Below are 16,309 nucleotides of genomic sequence, written 5' to 3'. Positions count from 1 at the left end.
TTGGTTATTGTTCCAGCCAATTATAAAAAGGAACTTGTCGTTTATATGTTGACGTCTCTTCTTTTGAAGGTGGCGCTTTTTGCTGAGAACGGAAGTGCTGGCTATGCTCTTTTGCTTCTTCCGCTGTTTTCAGCCCTTTCTTTTTCCACTCAAACAGAATTCGGTCGATATAACGGAAATTTAATTTTCCTGATAAAACCGCTTCTCTTAACGCTAGGCGAATCATTTCAGCATCATGATGGTCTTGATCCATCCAGATCGAGAGTGTTTCTCCTTCAAGAGGAGACAGCGGTCTGCCAAATTCATCTTCAAATAGAGCATATAAAGACTTTTCAGCCTGCACATGAAGTTTTTGACCTTCCTTCGCTTGTTTTGCTTCTAAAAAGTCATACAGTACGCCCCATAAAGGCTCAACTGAGTATCGGTCATGCTGAATACCAGACCCGTCCTCAAACGGCTGAATCGAAATAAATCCCTTTTGAATTAAATGCTGAACCATATACGCACACTCTTCAGCTGAAATGGTCATGCCATGGGACAGCTCTTCAAATGTTTGAAAGAAAACACCTTGTTCTTCATTCATTTTAATCTTAAGCATCACCATCATTTGTGATTCATTCAGTCCTAACTGCTCATAATGAGCAATCAGCAAATTAGGCAAACTGGTCGAACCCATTTGCTGCATATTTATAAATTGCTGCCTATTCATCGGATACACCTCTTCACTTTAAGTATATCACGTTTTATTTCACGTGCCCCTCCAAAAAACGTTTGAAAAAGCCTCCATATGTTGGAGGCTTTCATGTCTTAAGGATATAAACGGTTTAATAATCTTGGGAAAGGAATGGTTTCACGCACATGCGGCGCTCCACTAATCCAAGCAACTGTACGTTCAAGTCCAAGACCAAATCCTGAATGCGGTACAGAACCATATTGTCTTAATTCTGTGTACCATTTGTAAGTTTCTTGATCTAGCCCATGTTCTTTCAATCTTGCTTCAAGCAGCTCTAGATCATGCACACGCTCAGAACCGCCAATGATCTCTCCGTAGCCTTCTGGTGCAATCAAGTCTGCACAAAGGACGACATCATCACGATCCGGTGCAGGCTGCATGTAAAATGGTTTTAATGATGTTGGGTAATGAGTGATAAACACTGGTTTATCGTAGCTTTCAGCGATCGCTGTTTCGTGAGGCGCACCGAAGTCATCTCCCCATTCAATATCGTCAAAGCCTTTTTCCTGCAAGAATTTAATCGCTTCATCGTAAGTGATGCGCGGGAATGGTGCTTTGATGTTTTCTAATTTTGCTGTATCACGGCCAAGTGTATGCAGTTCAACTTTACAGTTTTCAAGTACACTTTGAACAACATGAGTCACATAATGTTCTTGATACTCAAGGTTTTCATTAAATTCGACAAAAGCCATCTCAGGCTCGATCATCCAAAACTCAATTAAATGACGTTTTGTTTTAGATTTTTCAGCTCTAAATGTTGGGCCAAATGAGAATACTTTTCCGAGTGCCATTGCCGCAGCTTCCATGTAAAGCTGTCCACTTTGAGAAAGGTACGCATCTTCATCAAAATATTTCGTCGCAAACAGCTCCGTTGTGCCCTCAGGTGCACTTCCAGTTAAAATTGGCGGATCTACTTTCACGAAACCTTCTTGATGGAAGAATTCATATGTAGCACGAATAATTTCGTTACGAATTTTCATAATGGCATGCTGCTTTTTAGAACGAAGCCATAAATGACGGTGATCCATTAAGAATTCTGTTCCATGCTCTTTTGGTGTAATTGGATAGTCAGTTGCTTCGTGAATCACTTCAATGGATTTCACTTGCAATTCAAAACCAAGAGGTGAACGCTCGTCTTTTGTCACTTGTCCTGTCACATAGACAGATGTTTCTTGAGTGACTGATTTCGCAAGCTTAAAGACTTCCTCTTCCACTTCTGCTTTTACTACGACTCCTTGAATAAAGCCTGTCCCGTCACGCAGCTGCAAGAATGCAATTTTACCGCTTGAACGTTTATTGGCAATCCATGCGCCGATGGTTACATCTTCATCGACATGTTTGAACACTTGATTAATCGTTGTTTTCAACATAATTCCCTCCAAAGCCAGAAAGAAACTCACCTTTTCGCCAGGTGTGAATCTTTTTTCATACATTTTATTATAACCGTTCTAAATCAGCATGGTCAACGCAAGACAGGAGAAACTATGGCGTTACATTTTTTTCCACGTGTCCTGTCGAGAAGTCGACATAGCTGAAGCTGTATTGATTGTTTTCATTTAAGTACGTCACTTCCCAAAGGAGTACGTCACCTTCTCTTGCTAATTGAACGTCCTTTAGCTTAGATACAGTGTTCTCCTTTTGAACGGCTTGTACTGCTTGATTTGAGGTAATGCCTTCTTTTGCTTTTTTTGCGATCACTTTTTCTTTATTGCTGGCAGGTACCCAAACATAGGTTGTTTCATTTTGTTTGTTTTTTCCTTCAACAATAAATTGTTTTTCTTTCCCGACAAAGGTTTCCACTTGCTCCACTTGTACGATGTTTGCTTGTTTTTTTGCTCGTTCAATCGCCGCCTCATGACCTTGTTCTTTTTGTCCCATGGCAATCTGATAAATCCACGTAAAACTGATGATGCCAATGAGCAAAACGAGAGCCACAACGGATGAAATGATCCAGACTATTTTTTTCATGTCAAGCTTCCCCTATGTGCGATATATCGTAAATATCGCTTGATTTTGATCTTCTTGATCTAATGCTAATCCAAACATGAGATCTTCTCTTTTAAGCGTTCTGTTCAATAAGTCAACAATTTTATACAGGTCCTCTGAATGCTTAATTTGAACAGTTGAAAGTACCTCTATTTTACTTTCCACTTCTAATTCCTCCTCGGTACGTAAATATTGTTAATCATACTTTTCGGCGCGGGAACCGATACTATTTTTACAACGGAACACAAAAAGCCGTTACGATAAATTAACTCCAAACCCACACCAGCTAAAGGCCGCTTATGACAGCGGCTTTTCGTTGTTGAGCTTCTCTATATACGCCTCAAGTGATTCTTTTGACATCTCGTGGACTGGCGCATGAGGGAGTGATTCTAAAAATAGCTTTCCATATGAAGCGGTTTTCACTCGGCGGTCTAGAATGAGCAATGTACCTATGTCTTTTTCAGAGCGCAGCAAGCGTCCTGCACCTTGTTTAAAGGTTAGCACAGCTTCTGGGAGAGCAACGGCTTTAAACGGATTCTTCCCCTGTTTTTTAGCGGCATCACATTTTGCTTCAATGAGCGGTGAATCAGGCGGCCTGAACGGGAGACGTGCCATAATGACTGTTGTCAGTTCTGATCCAGGAAAATCGACACCTTCCCAAAAACTACCCGTACCAAGTAAAATCGCATGTTTTGCTAATTTGAACATTTTCGTTAATTTAACAGGGCTCCCGCCCGTCAGACCTTGAGCAAAAAGGGCGGCTTGCATCCCTTCTGTTTTCAGCTCTTCATACACTGCTTTTAACATCTCATGTGAATTAAACAACACCAATATCTTCGCTTGATGCTGCTTTTCCATCACCTTAATGTACCGTGCTGCTTGCTCTACATAGTCGTGCTCATCACGGTTCGTAATCGGCGGCATATCAGCTGGTACAATCACCTTGAGCTGTTTTTCAAGTTCAAACGGTGACTCAATCTGTACAAGATGCGGATAAAAATCCTGCAGACCAAATCGTTCTAAGCAATAATCAAAGCGCCCATTGATTGTGAGTGTTCCTGATGTGAGAACAACACTTTTTTTGTTCATAAAAAAACGATCAGCTAAAAGCTCTCCTGTATCTAGCGGCTGTGCATGCATAAAGACAGCATTTTTGGCACCCTTTGCATCAATCTCAATCCAAACCGTTTCATCGTTTTTCGGTTCAAAAATAAACCGGTACAGCGTACTGCAAAATGTATGCATAAACGACATCACTTGATCGTATTCCTCTGCTTCAAAGGCAAAGTGTTCTGTCAGCTGATCACTTTTTTGAAGAAGCTCGCTTTTTTGCTGCTCATACAGCTTTTCACAAGCAATTAACAAGGAACAAAGCTTACTTGCCGTCTCTTTAATCCGTTTCCACTGCGCATGCTTCGAATGATGACGTACTCTATGAATGAGACGATTGATGTCTGCTTTTGGTTTTGTCCTTTTGACAAAAGAATGAACGGTACTAAAGAAGGCGTCACTTTCCATTTGAAGCTGATGAAGATACTCATCCATTTCGATAAAGGTGTCCGTCTGTAAACCTGCACCGTGAAATCTCTTTTTCAGCTTGTTTAAAAGACCGCCCTGTAAGGAGCCAAGCTGCGTTAATTTCGCATGAAGCTGGATATACGACGCACTATCTCCTAGTGTTTCATTGGCTGTTTTCTCAAATTGATGAGCCTCGTCAATCACATATACGTCTGCATGCTGAAAGATAGAAGATGCTTCCGTTTGTGATAAGAGCAGGCGATGATTCGTTAAAATTAAATTGGCTGTTTTGGCTCTTTTTTTGGCGCGTTCATAAAAGCAGTATTCTTTAAAGCGGCGCTTTTTCGATGTAAACGGCATGTGCACACACGAAATACGGTCTTTTATATTGGCAGCTCCTGACGGTAAATTCAGTTCAGATAAATCACCCGTTTCTGTGACAAGGAGCCACATTAATATTTGCGCCTTCGTTAAGACCACATCATAGTTATCATCTTCCTCATGCAGCACATGCTCAAACTTATCTAAGCAAATATAATGCGCCCGTCCTTTGAATACACAGGCAGCTGGCTCAAACGGAAGCAATTGATTTAAAATCGGCACATCGCGCTGAAGCATTTGCTGCTGCAAAAGAATGGAATATGTACTAATAATAACAGGTTTTCCTGATTTCTTTGCCTCTAGTGCAGCTGGTATGAGGTATGCCAGCGTTTTTCCAATACCTGGTGCCGCTTCAATTAAAGCATAGGCCCTTTCATGAAACACATCTCTCACTTTATTCATCATCGTGAGCTGGCCTTCTCTTACTTCATAGCCTTCCACTGTTTGGGGAAGCTTCTTTTTGATCTCCTCAAACAGCTGTTCATCGTCTTCCCCTACTGAATCTGTCGTATCCGTTTCAGGATTGGTGACATCTTTTAAAGCAAAAGAGCCCACTTCTACCAAAGAATCTTCACGGCTAGCACGACTCGTTTCAAGCTGCTGTATTAAAAGTCCTATATCGCTTAAGAGATAAGAGGATAATCTGCGCAGCTGCTTTAGCACATTTGGCGGTGTATGTGTTAATTGATGTAATAAGGTTAAAAATAACATGGCAGTAACTTCCGCATCACTATCCGCCCGGTGCGGGTGGTCATGTGGAAGCATGAGCTCTTCACTTAATTCAGTGAGCTTATAACCTTCAAGCTCTGGATAAAGAATTCTAGAAATCTCAACTGTATCAATCGCTAGCACATCCAGCTCATTTTTCCCGCATGCTTTTAGTTCATCATTTAAAAAATTCAAGTCAAAATGAACATTGTGCGCAACAAAATAAGCGCCTTGAATAAGATCATACACCTCTTGGGCAATGTCCTCAAAAAACACTGCATCGTTAACCATGTGCTGCTGAATACCTGTCAGCTGTTCAATAAATCCAGGGATCGCTTTTCCCGGGTTCACATATTTTGAATACCGTTCGACAATTTGTCCATTTTCAATGACCACCGCAGCAATTTGAATGATTTTATCACCCTTTTTGGGTGAATTTCCGGTGGTTTCAATATCAACGACAACAAACCTTTGATCGGCCATAAAATGGACACCTCAATTCCTCGTTTCACTCGAAGTGAAACACGCTCTGGGCAAAATAGCTGAAACAGAACAGCTTCTTTTCTTAAAACTGTTCTGTTTCCTTGCAGCATGCGTTATAAAATCGTTCTCGCAGGCTCTTGCCCAATCATTTGTTCAATTTGATTTTGTTTATTTAATACGACCACTTTTGGTGTATGTGTCTTTGCTTCTTCTTCTGAGAGCATCCCATAAGCGATAATAATCACTTCATCCCCCGGTTGAACCAATCTTGCTGCCGCGCCATTTAGACAAATGACACCGCTCTTTCTTTCACCAGGAATAATATATGTTTCAAGTCTCGCGCCATTGTGATTATTGACAATCTGTACTTTCTCATTTGCCATCATGCCTGCCGCATCAAGTAAATCTTCGTCAATGGTGATACTTCCTACATAATGTAAGTTTGCTTCTGTTACCGTCGCTTTATGAAGTTTAGAGGTCATAAAGGTTCTATACATGTTTTTCACCGCTTTCAGGAACATGGAATATCACATTATCAATCAGTCTTGCCCGTGAGAATTTCACCGCAATCGCAATGATGACCTGACCTGCCAACTGCTGAAGCGGCTCAAGCTCTGGATAGGAGTAGATCTCAATATAATCGATTTCCCCGCTCGTTTGAAGAATTTCCTCTTCTACCAACTGATAAATACGACTGACGTCACGTTCACCTTTTTCAACCGCTGACTGTCCTTTTTTCAATGCGCGGTACAAAGCAGGTGCTTCTTGTCTTTCTTTTTCAGATAAGTACACATTTCTTGAACTTTTCGCTAAACCGTTTTCTTCTCTAACTGTCGGCACAGATACAAGGTGAAGATCAAAGAAGAAATCCTTGATCATCGCATCGATCACAGCGACTTGCTGTGCATCCTTTAGACCAAAATATACATTTGTTGGTGCTACAAGATGAAATAGCTTTGTAAGCACAGTAACAACGCCGTCGAAATGTCCTGGACGTTTTTTCCCGCATAAGACATCAGTCCGCTTTTGAACTGTCATCGTGATAGATGGTTCATTTGGGTACATTTCTTTCACATCAGGTGTAAATAAAATATCCACACCTGCTTCTTCTGCAAGGCGCTGATCTCTTTTCATATCCCTTGGATAGGATTCAAAGTCCTCGTTCGGTCCAAATTGCAAAGGATTGACAAAAATGCTCATTACCACAATGTCATTTTGATCCCTTGCCTCTTTCGCGAGCGTCAGATGTCCTTCATGAAGAAAGCCCATCGTTGGGACAAAGCCGATGGAATGCTGTTTTTCTTGATGCTGCTTGATCCATTCTCTCAGCTCGTGAATATGGGTGACAACGTTCATTTTTTCATACCCCCATATAAACCATCAAGGACTTCTTCTTTGATATGAAATGTATGGTTGTCTTCTGGAAATGTGCGTGCTTTTACTTCTTTCGTATATTGAATAAGCGCTTCTTCTAGTACAGTATCAATTTGCGCGTATTGTTTCACAAACTTAGGTGTTCTAGACACCCCGTATCCTACCACATCATGGTAAACGAGAACTTGTCCGTCTGCCTCAGCTCCTGCACCAATCCCGATGACAGGAATTTTCAGCATGTCGGTAATTCGTTTTGTCAGTTCACCAGGTACGCATTCAAGCACAAGTCCAATCGCACCAGCTTCCTCACATTTTAAGCTGTCTTCAATCAATTTCTGCGCACTTTCGTGGTCTTTTCCTTGCACTTTATATCCGCCAAGTACTCCAACTGACTGAGGTGTGAGGCCTAAATGACTGACGACAGGAATCCCGCCTCTTGTGAGAGCTTGAATGGATTCAAATACGCCATCTCCGCCTTCTAGCTTTAAGGCATCCGCACCGCTTTCTTGCATGATGCGTGCTGCGTTTTTCAATGTTTCTGCTAATGAATAATGGTAAGACATAAATGGCATATCTGTCACAATAAATGTGTCTTTTGCGCCTCTTTTCACTGCTTTTGTGTGATGAATCATGTCATCGATTGTGACTTGTACTGTCGAATCGAGTCCAAGTACAACCATCCCAAGTGAATCACCAACTAAGATCATGTCGACTTCCGCTTTTTCTGCTTGCTTTGCAGATGGATAGTCGTATGCTGTCAGCATCACAATCGGTTCGTTTTGTTCTTTCATTTTGAAAAAATCTAGCTTTGTCTTCATTTGTTCCTCCTCATTCTGGAGAGGAGATGGCTTGCCTCACATCACATGTTTTGATCTCTCATGCGCGGCGAATCATCCCTCTGTCCAAGTCCCTTAGGATCAAGGCAGAAATTTATCAAATTTTTGTTTCTACAGGTACAGCTCTTTTTCAGATACTGCCCACACGAAGTATATCAAAAATGTGCCGGGTGTTCCACTTAAGTTGACTTTATCTCGATGTCTGCGGAGTAGATTTTTTGAATACCTTCCTCCGTTTCAAGCAATAAAACACCTTCTTCATTGATTCCGAGCGCTTTTCCAGTGTATTGCCCATTGACGGTGCGGGCAACAATATGCTGACCGATCGTCATCGCAAACGATTCCCATAATTGTTTAATCGGTGTAAATCCACGCTTCATATAATCGTCATACCTTTTTTCAAAGGTGGACATGATCTGTTGTATGAGCGCAGCACGGTCCACTTTTTCATTCAGTTCCATTCGCAGGCTTGTGGCGACATCCTTTAGTTCATCCGGAAAGTCATCAGCCGTTTGGTTCACATTAATGCCTGGACCAATTATCACCGCATGAACCTGGTCCGCCTCTGCTTTTAATTCGGTTAGAATGCCAACGACCTTTTTCCCGTTTAACAAAATATCGTTTGGCCATTTAATGGATGGACTGAGTCCTGTTTGCTCTGCAATGGCTTCTGCGATGGCTACAGATGCTAAAAGCGTCATCTGCGGCGCTTTGTGCAGCGGAATTTCAGGCCGTAGAACGAGACTCATCCAGATGCCTGTCCCATTTGGTGAATGCCACGTTCTTTGAAGGCGGCCTTTCCCGTTTGTCTGATGATCACTGACAACGAGCGTACCATGGGGCGCACCTTCATTTACAAGATCATGGGCAATCAGCTGTGTGGAGGCGACTTCTTTCTGAAAATAAATGTGCCTGCCAAAGCTCTCTGTTTCTAGACCAAACAGAATTTCATCCTCACTAATTTTGTCCGGTTTACGAAGCAGGCGGTATCCCTTTCTTCTGACGGCTTCTACCTCATAGCCCTCTTTTCTGAGGCCCTCTATATGCTTCCAGACAGCCGTTCGAGAACAGCCAAGCTCATCACATATTTGCTGACTTGAGACAAAGTCCTCACTTGATGCTGTAAATAGTTCGATTAATCGTTTTCTAATTGCTGATCGCATGCTGTAAGCCACTCCTCTATGGCTTCTTTTCGGTTTTCCAAATGATTTTGCAGAACAGCTTTTTTCACCAAATCGAGCTCTTCTGCGATCCATTTTCCTGATGTCTTTTGCCGAAAGGCCATTAAATCTTTTCCTGAAACAGCGAGGTCTTGAAGCGTTTTAATCGGAAGGGCATCATAAGAACGCTTCGCTGCCTCAAGCTCGTCAAAGAAAATGCGGCGCTCGTGTTTTAGCTGTGAGATCTTCAAGCTAGATAAGAGCACGTGTTCACCAGCCTCAAACATCTTCTCCGCATCCCAGTCACAATCGACGTATTGGCTAATCGTCACCGCGTCTTTCAAAAGCTTTGTTGACAGCTTCCATTCTTTTAAGAAGAGCACAGCCTCCGCTTCATCTAAGCCAAGCAAATGGATAACAGCCCCCCATACTTCTTCTAGTCCATCCAGTAAATAATACGGAAATGATTGAAAGGATTCTTGCAGACCATCCTTTTTGAGACCCGGCAATTCTTCATACAATTTGGTAGAAATGAGCACCTTAATCGCCCGCTCACAATAACGGCCTTTTAAAAGCTTCTCCATTTCAATCTTTTTACGTTCAACTGATATGTTGGCAAGCAGGTGCTTATCTTTTTTCATCGCTTCAGCCGTTTCTGCAGCGAGCTCAAAGCCAAGCTGGCTTAAAAAACGGACCGCTCTCATCATACGAAGCGCGTCTTCCTGAAAGCGGCACGCAGGATCTCCTACGGTTTGAATTCGTTTCCGCTCAATATCCTGTTTGCCCCCTACATGGTCAATGATCTCCCCATTTATATCCATGGCCATCGCATTGATCGTTAAATCTCTTCTTAAAAGATCTTCCTTCAATGATGTGATAAACGCCACTTCTTTCGGTCTGCGAAAATCTTCATATTCTGATTCAGTTCGAAACGTCGTCACCTCATAGCTGACCCCATCATGTAACACGATGACAGTGCCATGCTCTTTGCCAACATCAACTGTTTTTTCAAATAAGGATTCGACCGTATCAGGCGTTGCATCTGTTGCTATATCGATATCGCCGATTTCCCTGCCTAAAAGGACATCTCTCACTGCTCCGCCGACAAAGTAAGCCTGATGCCCATGTTCGTGCAGTGTATGTAAAATAGGGATCGCATGTGTGAATGGTTCATTCATGTTCATCATCACCTTCGATCAATTCTAGGTAAAGCTCTTCATATTCACTCACAATTTTTTCAGAAGAGAAATGGGCCTGAACACTAGACTGGGCCGCCGCAGACACTTGTTCATGAAGCGCTTTGTCTTTGAGTATAGAGACTGCGTGTTTAGCTGCCGCGTCTATATCGCCGAGCGGGACAAGGAAACCTGTTTCTCCATGTGTAATGACCTCTGGAATCCCGCCAACATCAGTCCCAATACATGGGACACCGCATGCCATCGCCTCAAGAAGCACAAGTCCGAAGCTCTCTTTCTCAGAAAGAAGCAGCTTCAAATCACTGATGGAATACAGCTCTTCTACTTTCTCTTGCTTTCCTAAAAATAACACGCGGTCTGTCAGCCCCAGTTTTTTCACGAGTTCGCATACGACCGATTTTTCAGGACCATCACCGATGAGCAGCAGCTTTGCCTGCACCTGTTCTGAGATCTTTTTAAACACATGAACGACATCATGCACCCGTTTGACCTTTCGAAAATTTGATACATGGATGACGACCTTATCGTCCGGTAAAAGACCATAATGTGTCTTTAGCACTTCGTGATCTTCGCGCAAATACACCCGTTCATCGACAAAATTATGGATCGTCTCGATCTTTTTATTTGGTTTGATAAGGTCATACGTCTGCGCAGCTAATGAATGCGATACCGCCGTTACCCGGTCTGATGATTCGATCGCAAATCGAATGACTTCCTTTAGTGATGGATCATAGCCTAATACCGTAATATCCGTCCCATGAAGCGTCGTGACGACTTTCACAGAGTGTCCCGTCATCTGCTTCGCTAAGAACGCACAGACGGCGTGCGGAACCGCATAATGCGCGTGAATAATATCAAGCTTCTCTCGTTTTGCAACTTCTGCCAATTTACTTGCTAATGCAAGGTCATAAGGCGGGTATTGAAAAACAGCGTATTGATTGACATCCACCTCATGAAAATAAATATTCGGATACACTTTATTGAGCCTAAACGGAATACTTGAGGTAATGAAATGAACATCGTGCCCTTTTTCAGCTAAACGTTTTCCAAGTTCCGTAGCAATAATGCCCGAGCCGCCGACACTTGGATAACAAGTGATTCCGACCTTCAGTTTTTTCATAATTACCCCCCAAGTAAGTCGTCATCTATCAAAAGTGGTTTCTTTGTGATAAACCCTTCTGCATAAGCTTTATTGACTTCCCTTCCATACATAGACTCTCTCATTTTGACAAAATCAATATAACCGTTCACAAGAGGTGTCTCAACTGAATTCGCCGATTTCACAAATTGACTTTTATACGCATGCAAGCTATCAATTTTTTGGTGCATTTCCTCAGAAATATCAATCACAAAATCTGGACGATGATGGCCGTTAATCATGTAATAATACATCTGACTTATTTTATGCGCTGGCTGCTTGTATGAATCTTCAAATTTATGTATACCTGCCGAAAAAGCAGCCTCTTCTACAAGTGAGCCCGCATGACCATGATCTGGATGCCGATCTTGGTGATGCGGAGCAAAAATCAGTTTCGGCTTGTATGTTCGAATCACGCCTGCAATGTCCTTCATCGCTTCGTCATTTAGATAAAGTCCTCTGTCTGGCAGTGTGAGCTGGATTCGCGTTGACACACCTAAAATGGCGGCAGCAGCTTTTGCTTCCTCTTTACGGCTCTCTACCGTTCCATTCGAAGATAATTCGGCCTGGGTCAAGTCGCAAATCCCGACACGCGCCCCTTTTTTTACGTATTTTGCAATCGTTCCGCCCATACCGATCTCAACATCATCGCTGTGGGCACCGAATGCAAGGATATCAAGTCGTTTCATTTGTTCCTCCGTTTTTTGCTACATCTCGAAAATCAAACGTGCCTTTATTTAAATTCCTGACTAAAATTTCAGCGGTCCCCATATTGGTGGCTAGTGGAATGGTATACACATCACAAAGCCGAATGAGTGCAGATACATCCGGTTCATGCGGCTGCGCGGTAAGCGGGTCTCTAAAAAAGAGCACAAGATCCATTGCATTATCAGCAATTAAAGCACCAATCTGCTGATCTCCTCCAAGTGGTCCTGACTGAAAACGATGAATGGGAAGCCCCGTCGCTTCTTTCACTCTCAAACCTGTTGTCCCTGTTGCGTAAAGTGTATGATCTGCCAATATATCACGGTACGCAATGGCAAATTGGATCATGTCACTTTTTTTCTTATCGTGAGCGATTAAAGCAATGTTCATCAGGAATCCACTCCTTATTAGTCGATGATATTTTCTAAACCATAGACGAGCTGATCAATGTGCATGACCTGTTCAACTGAAAGCTTCACACCTGACATAAATGATGCACGGTTATAAGAATCATGGCGAATGGTGAGCGTCTGTCCGTCCATTCCAAACAGTACTTCTTGATGTGCAATCATACCCGGAAGTCTTACGCTGTGCAGACGGATACCGTCATAATCTGCGCCTCGTGCACCTTCGATTAATTCTTTCTCTTCTGGATGTCCCTGCTTTTTGCTTTCTCTGACTTCTGCAATCATTTCAGCTGTTTTAAGCCCAGTACCGCTCGGAGCATCTAGTTTTTTATCATGGTGAAGCTCAATGATTTCAACGTCAGGAAAGTAATTCGCTGCCATTTTGGCAAACTTCATCATTAAGACCGCACCGACAGCAAAGTTTGGCGCAATAATACAGCCTATGCTCTTTTCTTCTGTTAATTGCTGTAGCTCTTTCAGGTCAGCTTCAGAAAATCCAGTGGTTCCTACGACTGGACGGACGCCATGTTCAAGTGCCTTTTTTGTATGTACTTTCCCGATTTCTGGTGTCGTCAAATCAATTAATACATCAGGTGCTGTCTCTGAAAGACACACATCAATATCTGTATAAATTGGCGCCTCAGATGTCGTATGAATCACATCAGATAATTTTTTTCCTTCGTGCGCGTGATCAAGGGTTGCCACAAGCTCAAAATGGCTCGTTTCTTCTGCCAACTTCACAGCCTCTATCCCCATTCTTCCTCTTGCTCCAGCGATTACTACTTTGATGGTTTGGTTCGTCATCGTCTCTACTTCCCTTCTTTTTTCGTCCAGCGGTCTTTGTCTCTTGTATTGAATTTATGCATCACACGATCGTGTGCTTCCTCTAGTGATATATCTAGTGAATTAGCGAGGCATGTTAACACAAACAAAACATCGCCAATTTCTTCTTCCATGCTTTTTTCTGTTTCCGTTGTTTTTTTCGGCTTTTCTCCATAGTAATGGTTAACCTCTCTTGCTAGCTCGCCTAATTCTTCTGTCAGACGGGCCATCATGGCAAGCGGGCTGAAATAGCCTTCTTTAAATTGTCCTATGTAATCATCTACTTCTTGCTGCACGTGACGCAGCGTTTTTTCATTCGTCATGAAGCTCATCCTCCTATCCATCTCTTACATGTTAGCGAAATCATAAATATTTGACAAATGTTTAAGACTCAGTTTGCTTGTTTCTCTCCCATACCATATAATATTATCGCTGTCTAAGCAAAAAAAGGAGTGGTCTCTTGCTAAAAGAAATTCGTCTTAAAAATATCGTATTTATTTTAATAGGATCTGCGATTTTTTCTTTCGGTCTTGTTCATTTTAATATGCAGAACAATTTGGCGGAAGGCGGATTTACAGGTATTACACTGCTTTTATATTTTCTATTCCACATTGATCCATCCATTTCAAACCTTGTCTTAAACATTCCGATCTTTTTTATCGGCTGGAAAATGCTCGGCAGAACCATGTTTACTTATACAATTGTAGGAACCGTCAGTCTTTCTGTCTTTCTTGCCATCTTCCAGCGCTTTCAAATACATATGCCTCTCCAGCACGATTTGGCCCTAGCCGCGCTCTTTGCTGGTGTGTTTATCGGAACAGGCCTCGGGATCATCTTTAAGTTCGGCGGTACAACCGGCGGCGTGGACATCATCGCAAGACTCATCAACAAGCATTATCAGGTGGCCATGGGACGAACAATGTTCATCTTCGACGCATGTGTCATTACGATTTCTCTTACTTATTTAAATTACAAAGAAGCCATGTATACACTCGTCGCAGTGTTTGTTGCCGCAAAGGTCATTGACTTCATGCAAGAAGGCGCTTACGCAGCCAAAGGCGCCATGATTATCTCTGAAAAAGATGACATCATTCAAAAGAAAATCACAGAGGAAATGGAGCGCGGTGTGACCATTTTAAAAGGGGTTGGTTCCTATACAAAACAGGAGCGCAACGTCCTTTATTGCGTCGTCCCGAAAAACGAGCTTGTCCATCTCAAAAGCGTCGTGACCTCAGTCGATCCTCATGCATTTGTATCCGTCAGTGACGTGCATGATGTGCTTGGTGAAGGCTTCACATTAGATGAACACAAAAAGCCGCTTAATCCGCATTAAAAAAAGAAGCCCAAAAATGGTGCTTCTTTTTTTATGATTTCGGATAATCAGCCTGACGCTTTTGCTTCTTCTCTTTTTCAGCACGGTATTTCCGAAACCCAACATACGTTAACGTTAATAAAATGATACTCCCTGTTGTTAAAATGACCCATAAAAGCGATGGATCAGCTTCATCTTGATCGACGTGAGCAAACACACTCGATAAATCCTCTTCGAGCTTCGTGAGACGCTCAAGCTTTGTCCCACTTGATGCTTTTAAAAATTCACCTTGTTCAATCACTTCCATATGCTGCTTAATCGTTTGCAGCTTTTCAGGTGAAACATCAATGGTTAAACTCGGGTAGATCATATCGTATAAAGAAACCAGCTCATTCCAAGTTTCATAAAACGTCGTCGACTCTGGATCCTTCACTTCTTTTTTCAAAGTAGGAAAAGACCCCATAATGGGCCTCTCCAGCGAACCCCAAAGAGGCTCAGAGTCTGACTGGATCGCATCGAGCAGCATTCTAAACTGAGAGGCATAACGAAGCTTTTCGCGCTCATTCAATTCTTCCTGCGGCAGCCCTTTTATGATATCTTGATAGCCAAGTGTAATTTGCCGAATCTGCGTATTTGTCAGAGTACCACGCCAATTCTCAGCTTTAAATGTCTTTTCAACATACAATGCGACCTGTAACGCCTCATCATATTTAGCTTGTCTCGTTAATTGAAAGATTGAATCTGATAGTTCCGTTAATTCTTGCAGCACGTTAGCGGCTGTTTCCTCGCCTTTGGCAACAGGTGGCTGTAATACGAGAAAAAATAATAGAATCATCGCGATTGGCTTTCGTTTCATGCAAGTCCCTCCTAGCCCTTCTCCATACAGCGTATGAAGAAAAGGACAAGGTTAGACCAATATTGTTAAGGGAGTTCAAGCTTGACCGATTTTTTCGATAGGACGAGATAATACGAAACAAGAAGAACGGCAATACTTAACCAAAACGTGACATAGCCGATCTCGTTTGAATAGGCAGACAGCATAGAATAACGCGGCATCATACCAAATACATAATCAATCACATCGTTATGTAAAATCCATATGCCGGCTACCACCAAATGACGCATTTTAAAACGATAATACGGTGCAAACAATACAGCTTGAACCGCCATCGCAAAGTGAGACCCAATCAGCATGTATCCTTCCCACGGAAAGTCATCAACAGATAAAAGCACAAAGATATTCATTCCTACAGCCCATAACCCGTACTTAATCAAGGTCACAAGGGCAAGTGCTTCAAAATAAGGAGCGTTTCGTTTCATCAAAAACGCAAGTAGTACAAATAAAAAGAAAAAGCTTGCCGTTGGGCTGTCTGGAACAAAAGCTAAAAAGATAGCCGGCGTCTCTACAAGCTGAGGAATATACCAATAGTAGCCGTACACAGTGCCAAGGAAATTGATCATCAGGACTAGCACAAGCATGTAGCGCGTGGCTAGCAGATATTGAATCCATCTCATACGTCTCTTCACTCACGATCTGTTAAAATCAGAAA

The 16,309-nt window shown here is 42.4% G+C and carries 18 protein-coding genes; 1 reads left to right on the top strand and 17 read right to left on the bottom strand.

Going from position 1 to position 16,309, the window contains the following annotated elements; all coding sequences use genetic code 11:
• Positions 1–4 precede the first annotated feature (4 nt).
• The 15 genes from ACSSTM_RS01690 to ACSSTM_RS01620 all read right to left on the bottom strand — a co-directional run bounded on the left by ACSSTM_RS01690 (position 5) and on the right by ACSSTM_RS01620 (position 13,770).
• Positions 5–709 carry a DnaD domain-containing protein gene (locus ACSSTM_RS01690; RefSeq protein ID WP_034661036.1) on the bottom strand — a complete coding sequence of 235 codons (705 nt, stop codon included), beginning with the start codon at positions 707–709 and terminating at the stop codon, positions 5–7.
• Positions 710–807: 98 nt separating this feature from the next.
• Positions 808–2,100: an asparagine--tRNA ligase gene (gene asnS / locus ACSSTM_RS01685; RefSeq protein WP_095285348.1), complete on the bottom strand. Its 1,293-nt coding sequence runs from the start codon at positions 2,098–2,100 to the stop codon at positions 808–810.
• Positions 2,101–2,215: 115 nt separating this feature from the next.
• Positions 2,216–2,701, bottom strand: coding sequence for a cell wall elongation/penicillin-binding protein regulator TseB (gene tseB, locus ACSSTM_RS01680; protein WP_060596725.1), 486 nt, complete (start codon positions 2,699–2,701; stop codon positions 2,216–2,218).
• A gap of 12 nt (positions 2,702–2,713) precedes the next feature.
• Positions 2,714–2,884 (bottom strand): YpmA family protein, encoded by a 171-nt coding sequence (locus ACSSTM_RS01675; RefSeq protein ID WP_008344594.1) that lies wholly within the window; start codon positions 2,882–2,884, stop codon positions 2,714–2,716.
• A 132-nt stretch (positions 2,885–3,016) separates the two neighbouring features.
• Entirely contained in the window at positions 3,017–5,809 is a 2,793-nt protein-coding gene (gene dinG / locus ACSSTM_RS01670; protein WP_437403963.1) for an ATP-dependent DNA helicase DinG, read from the bottom strand.
• Between the two features lie 113 nt (positions 5,810–5,922).
• Entirely contained in the window at positions 5,923–6,306 is a 384-nt protein-coding gene (gene panD / locus ACSSTM_RS01665; protein ID WP_024422780.1) for an aspartate 1-decarboxylase, read from the bottom strand.
• Complete coding sequence (gene panC / locus ACSSTM_RS01660; RefSeq protein WP_095285324.1) at positions 6,299–7,165, bottom strand: pantoate--beta-alanine ligase; 867 nt, start codon at positions 7,163–7,165, stop codon at positions 6,299–6,301. The genes panD and panC overlap by 8 nt, the downstream gene beginning before the upstream one ends.
• Entirely contained in the window at positions 7,162–8,001 is an 840-nt protein-coding gene (gene panB, locus ACSSTM_RS01655) for a 3-methyl-2-oxobutanoate hydroxymethyltransferase (RefSeq protein ID WP_095285325.1), read from the bottom strand. Before panB ends, panC begins: the two co-directional genes overlap by 4 nt.
• A gap of 197 nt (positions 8,002–8,198) precedes the next feature.
• On the bottom strand, positions 8,199–9,182 hold the full coding sequence (locus ACSSTM_RS01650) for a biotin--[acetyl-CoA-carboxylase] ligase (RefSeq protein WP_095285326.1): 984 nt from the start codon (positions 9,180–9,182) through the stop codon (positions 8,199–8,201).
• On the bottom strand, positions 9,155–10,357 hold the full coding sequence (locus tag ACSSTM_RS01645; protein WP_420734884.1) for a CCA tRNA nucleotidyltransferase: 1,203 nt from the start codon (positions 10,355–10,357) through the stop codon (positions 9,155–9,157). The genes ACSSTM_RS01650 and ACSSTM_RS01645 overlap by 28 nt, the downstream gene beginning before the upstream one ends.
• A complete protein-coding gene (gene bshA, locus ACSSTM_RS01640; RefSeq protein ID WP_034661048.1) occupies positions 10,350–11,495 on the bottom strand; it encodes an N-acetyl-alpha-D-glucosaminyl L-malate synthase BshA in 1,146 nt (381 codons plus the stop codon). The genes ACSSTM_RS01645 and bshA overlap by 8 nt, the downstream gene beginning before the upstream one ends.
• Positions 11,496–11,497: 2 nt before the next feature.
• On the bottom strand, positions 11,498–12,202 hold the full coding sequence (gene bshB1 / locus ACSSTM_RS01635) for a bacillithiol biosynthesis deacetylase BshB1 (RefSeq protein ID WP_034661049.1): 705 nt from the start codon (positions 12,200–12,202) through the stop codon (positions 11,498–11,500).
• Positions 12,189–12,608: a methylglyoxal synthase gene (gene mgsA, locus ACSSTM_RS01630; protein WP_012010363.1), complete on the bottom strand. Its 420-nt coding sequence runs from the start codon at positions 12,606–12,608 to the stop codon at positions 12,189–12,191. Before mgsA ends, bshB1 begins: the two co-directional genes overlap by 14 nt.
• Before the next feature lie 17 nt (positions 12,609–12,625).
• A complete protein-coding gene (gene dapB, locus ACSSTM_RS01625) occupies positions 12,626–13,429 on the bottom strand; it encodes a 4-hydroxy-tetrahydrodipicolinate reductase (RefSeq protein ID WP_034661052.1) in 804 nt (267 codons plus the stop codon).
• 5 nt (positions 13,430–13,434) lie between these two features.
• Positions 13,435–13,770 (bottom strand): nucleotide pyrophosphohydrolase, encoded by a 336-nt coding sequence (locus tag ACSSTM_RS01620; protein WP_003215805.1) that lies wholly within the window; start codon positions 13,768–13,770, stop codon positions 13,435–13,437.
• A gap of 137 nt (positions 13,771–13,907) precedes the next feature.
• On the opposite strand from ACSSTM_RS01620, the gene ACSSTM_RS01615 reads away from it, so the two are divergent.
• On the top strand, positions 13,908–14,780 hold the full coding sequence (locus ACSSTM_RS01615) for a YitT family protein (RefSeq protein WP_003215598.1): 873 nt from the start codon (positions 13,908–13,910) through the stop codon (positions 14,778–14,780).
• A 31-nt stretch (positions 14,781–14,811) separates the two neighbouring features.
• On the opposite strand, the gene ypjB is transcribed toward ACSSTM_RS01615, so the two are convergent.
• Together ypjB and ACSSTM_RS01605 are read right to left on the bottom strand one after the other, a co-directional pair.
• The gene (gene ypjB, locus ACSSTM_RS01610) at positions 14,812–15,615 is read right to left on the bottom strand and encodes a sporulation protein YpjB (protein WP_034661053.1); all 804 of its coding nucleotides are present in this window, start codon (positions 15,613–15,615) and stop codon (positions 14,812–14,814) included.
• A gap of 65 nt (positions 15,616–15,680) precedes the next feature.
• Positions 15,681–16,274 (bottom strand): DUF1405 domain-containing protein, encoded by a 594-nt coding sequence (locus ACSSTM_RS01605; protein WP_034661054.1) that lies wholly within the window; start codon positions 16,272–16,274, stop codon positions 15,681–15,683.
• Positions 16,275–16,309 lie beyond the last annotated feature (35 nt).

Origin of the sequence: Bacillus sp. RK1064 (genome assembly GCF_051488405.1) — a bacterium.
In the GTDB taxonomy this organism is placed as follows: Bacteria; Bacillota; Bacilli; order Bacillales; family Bacillaceae; genus Bacillus.
Note: the sequence above shows the minus strand (reverse complement) of the source record. Positions and strands in the feature narration are given on the sequence as shown.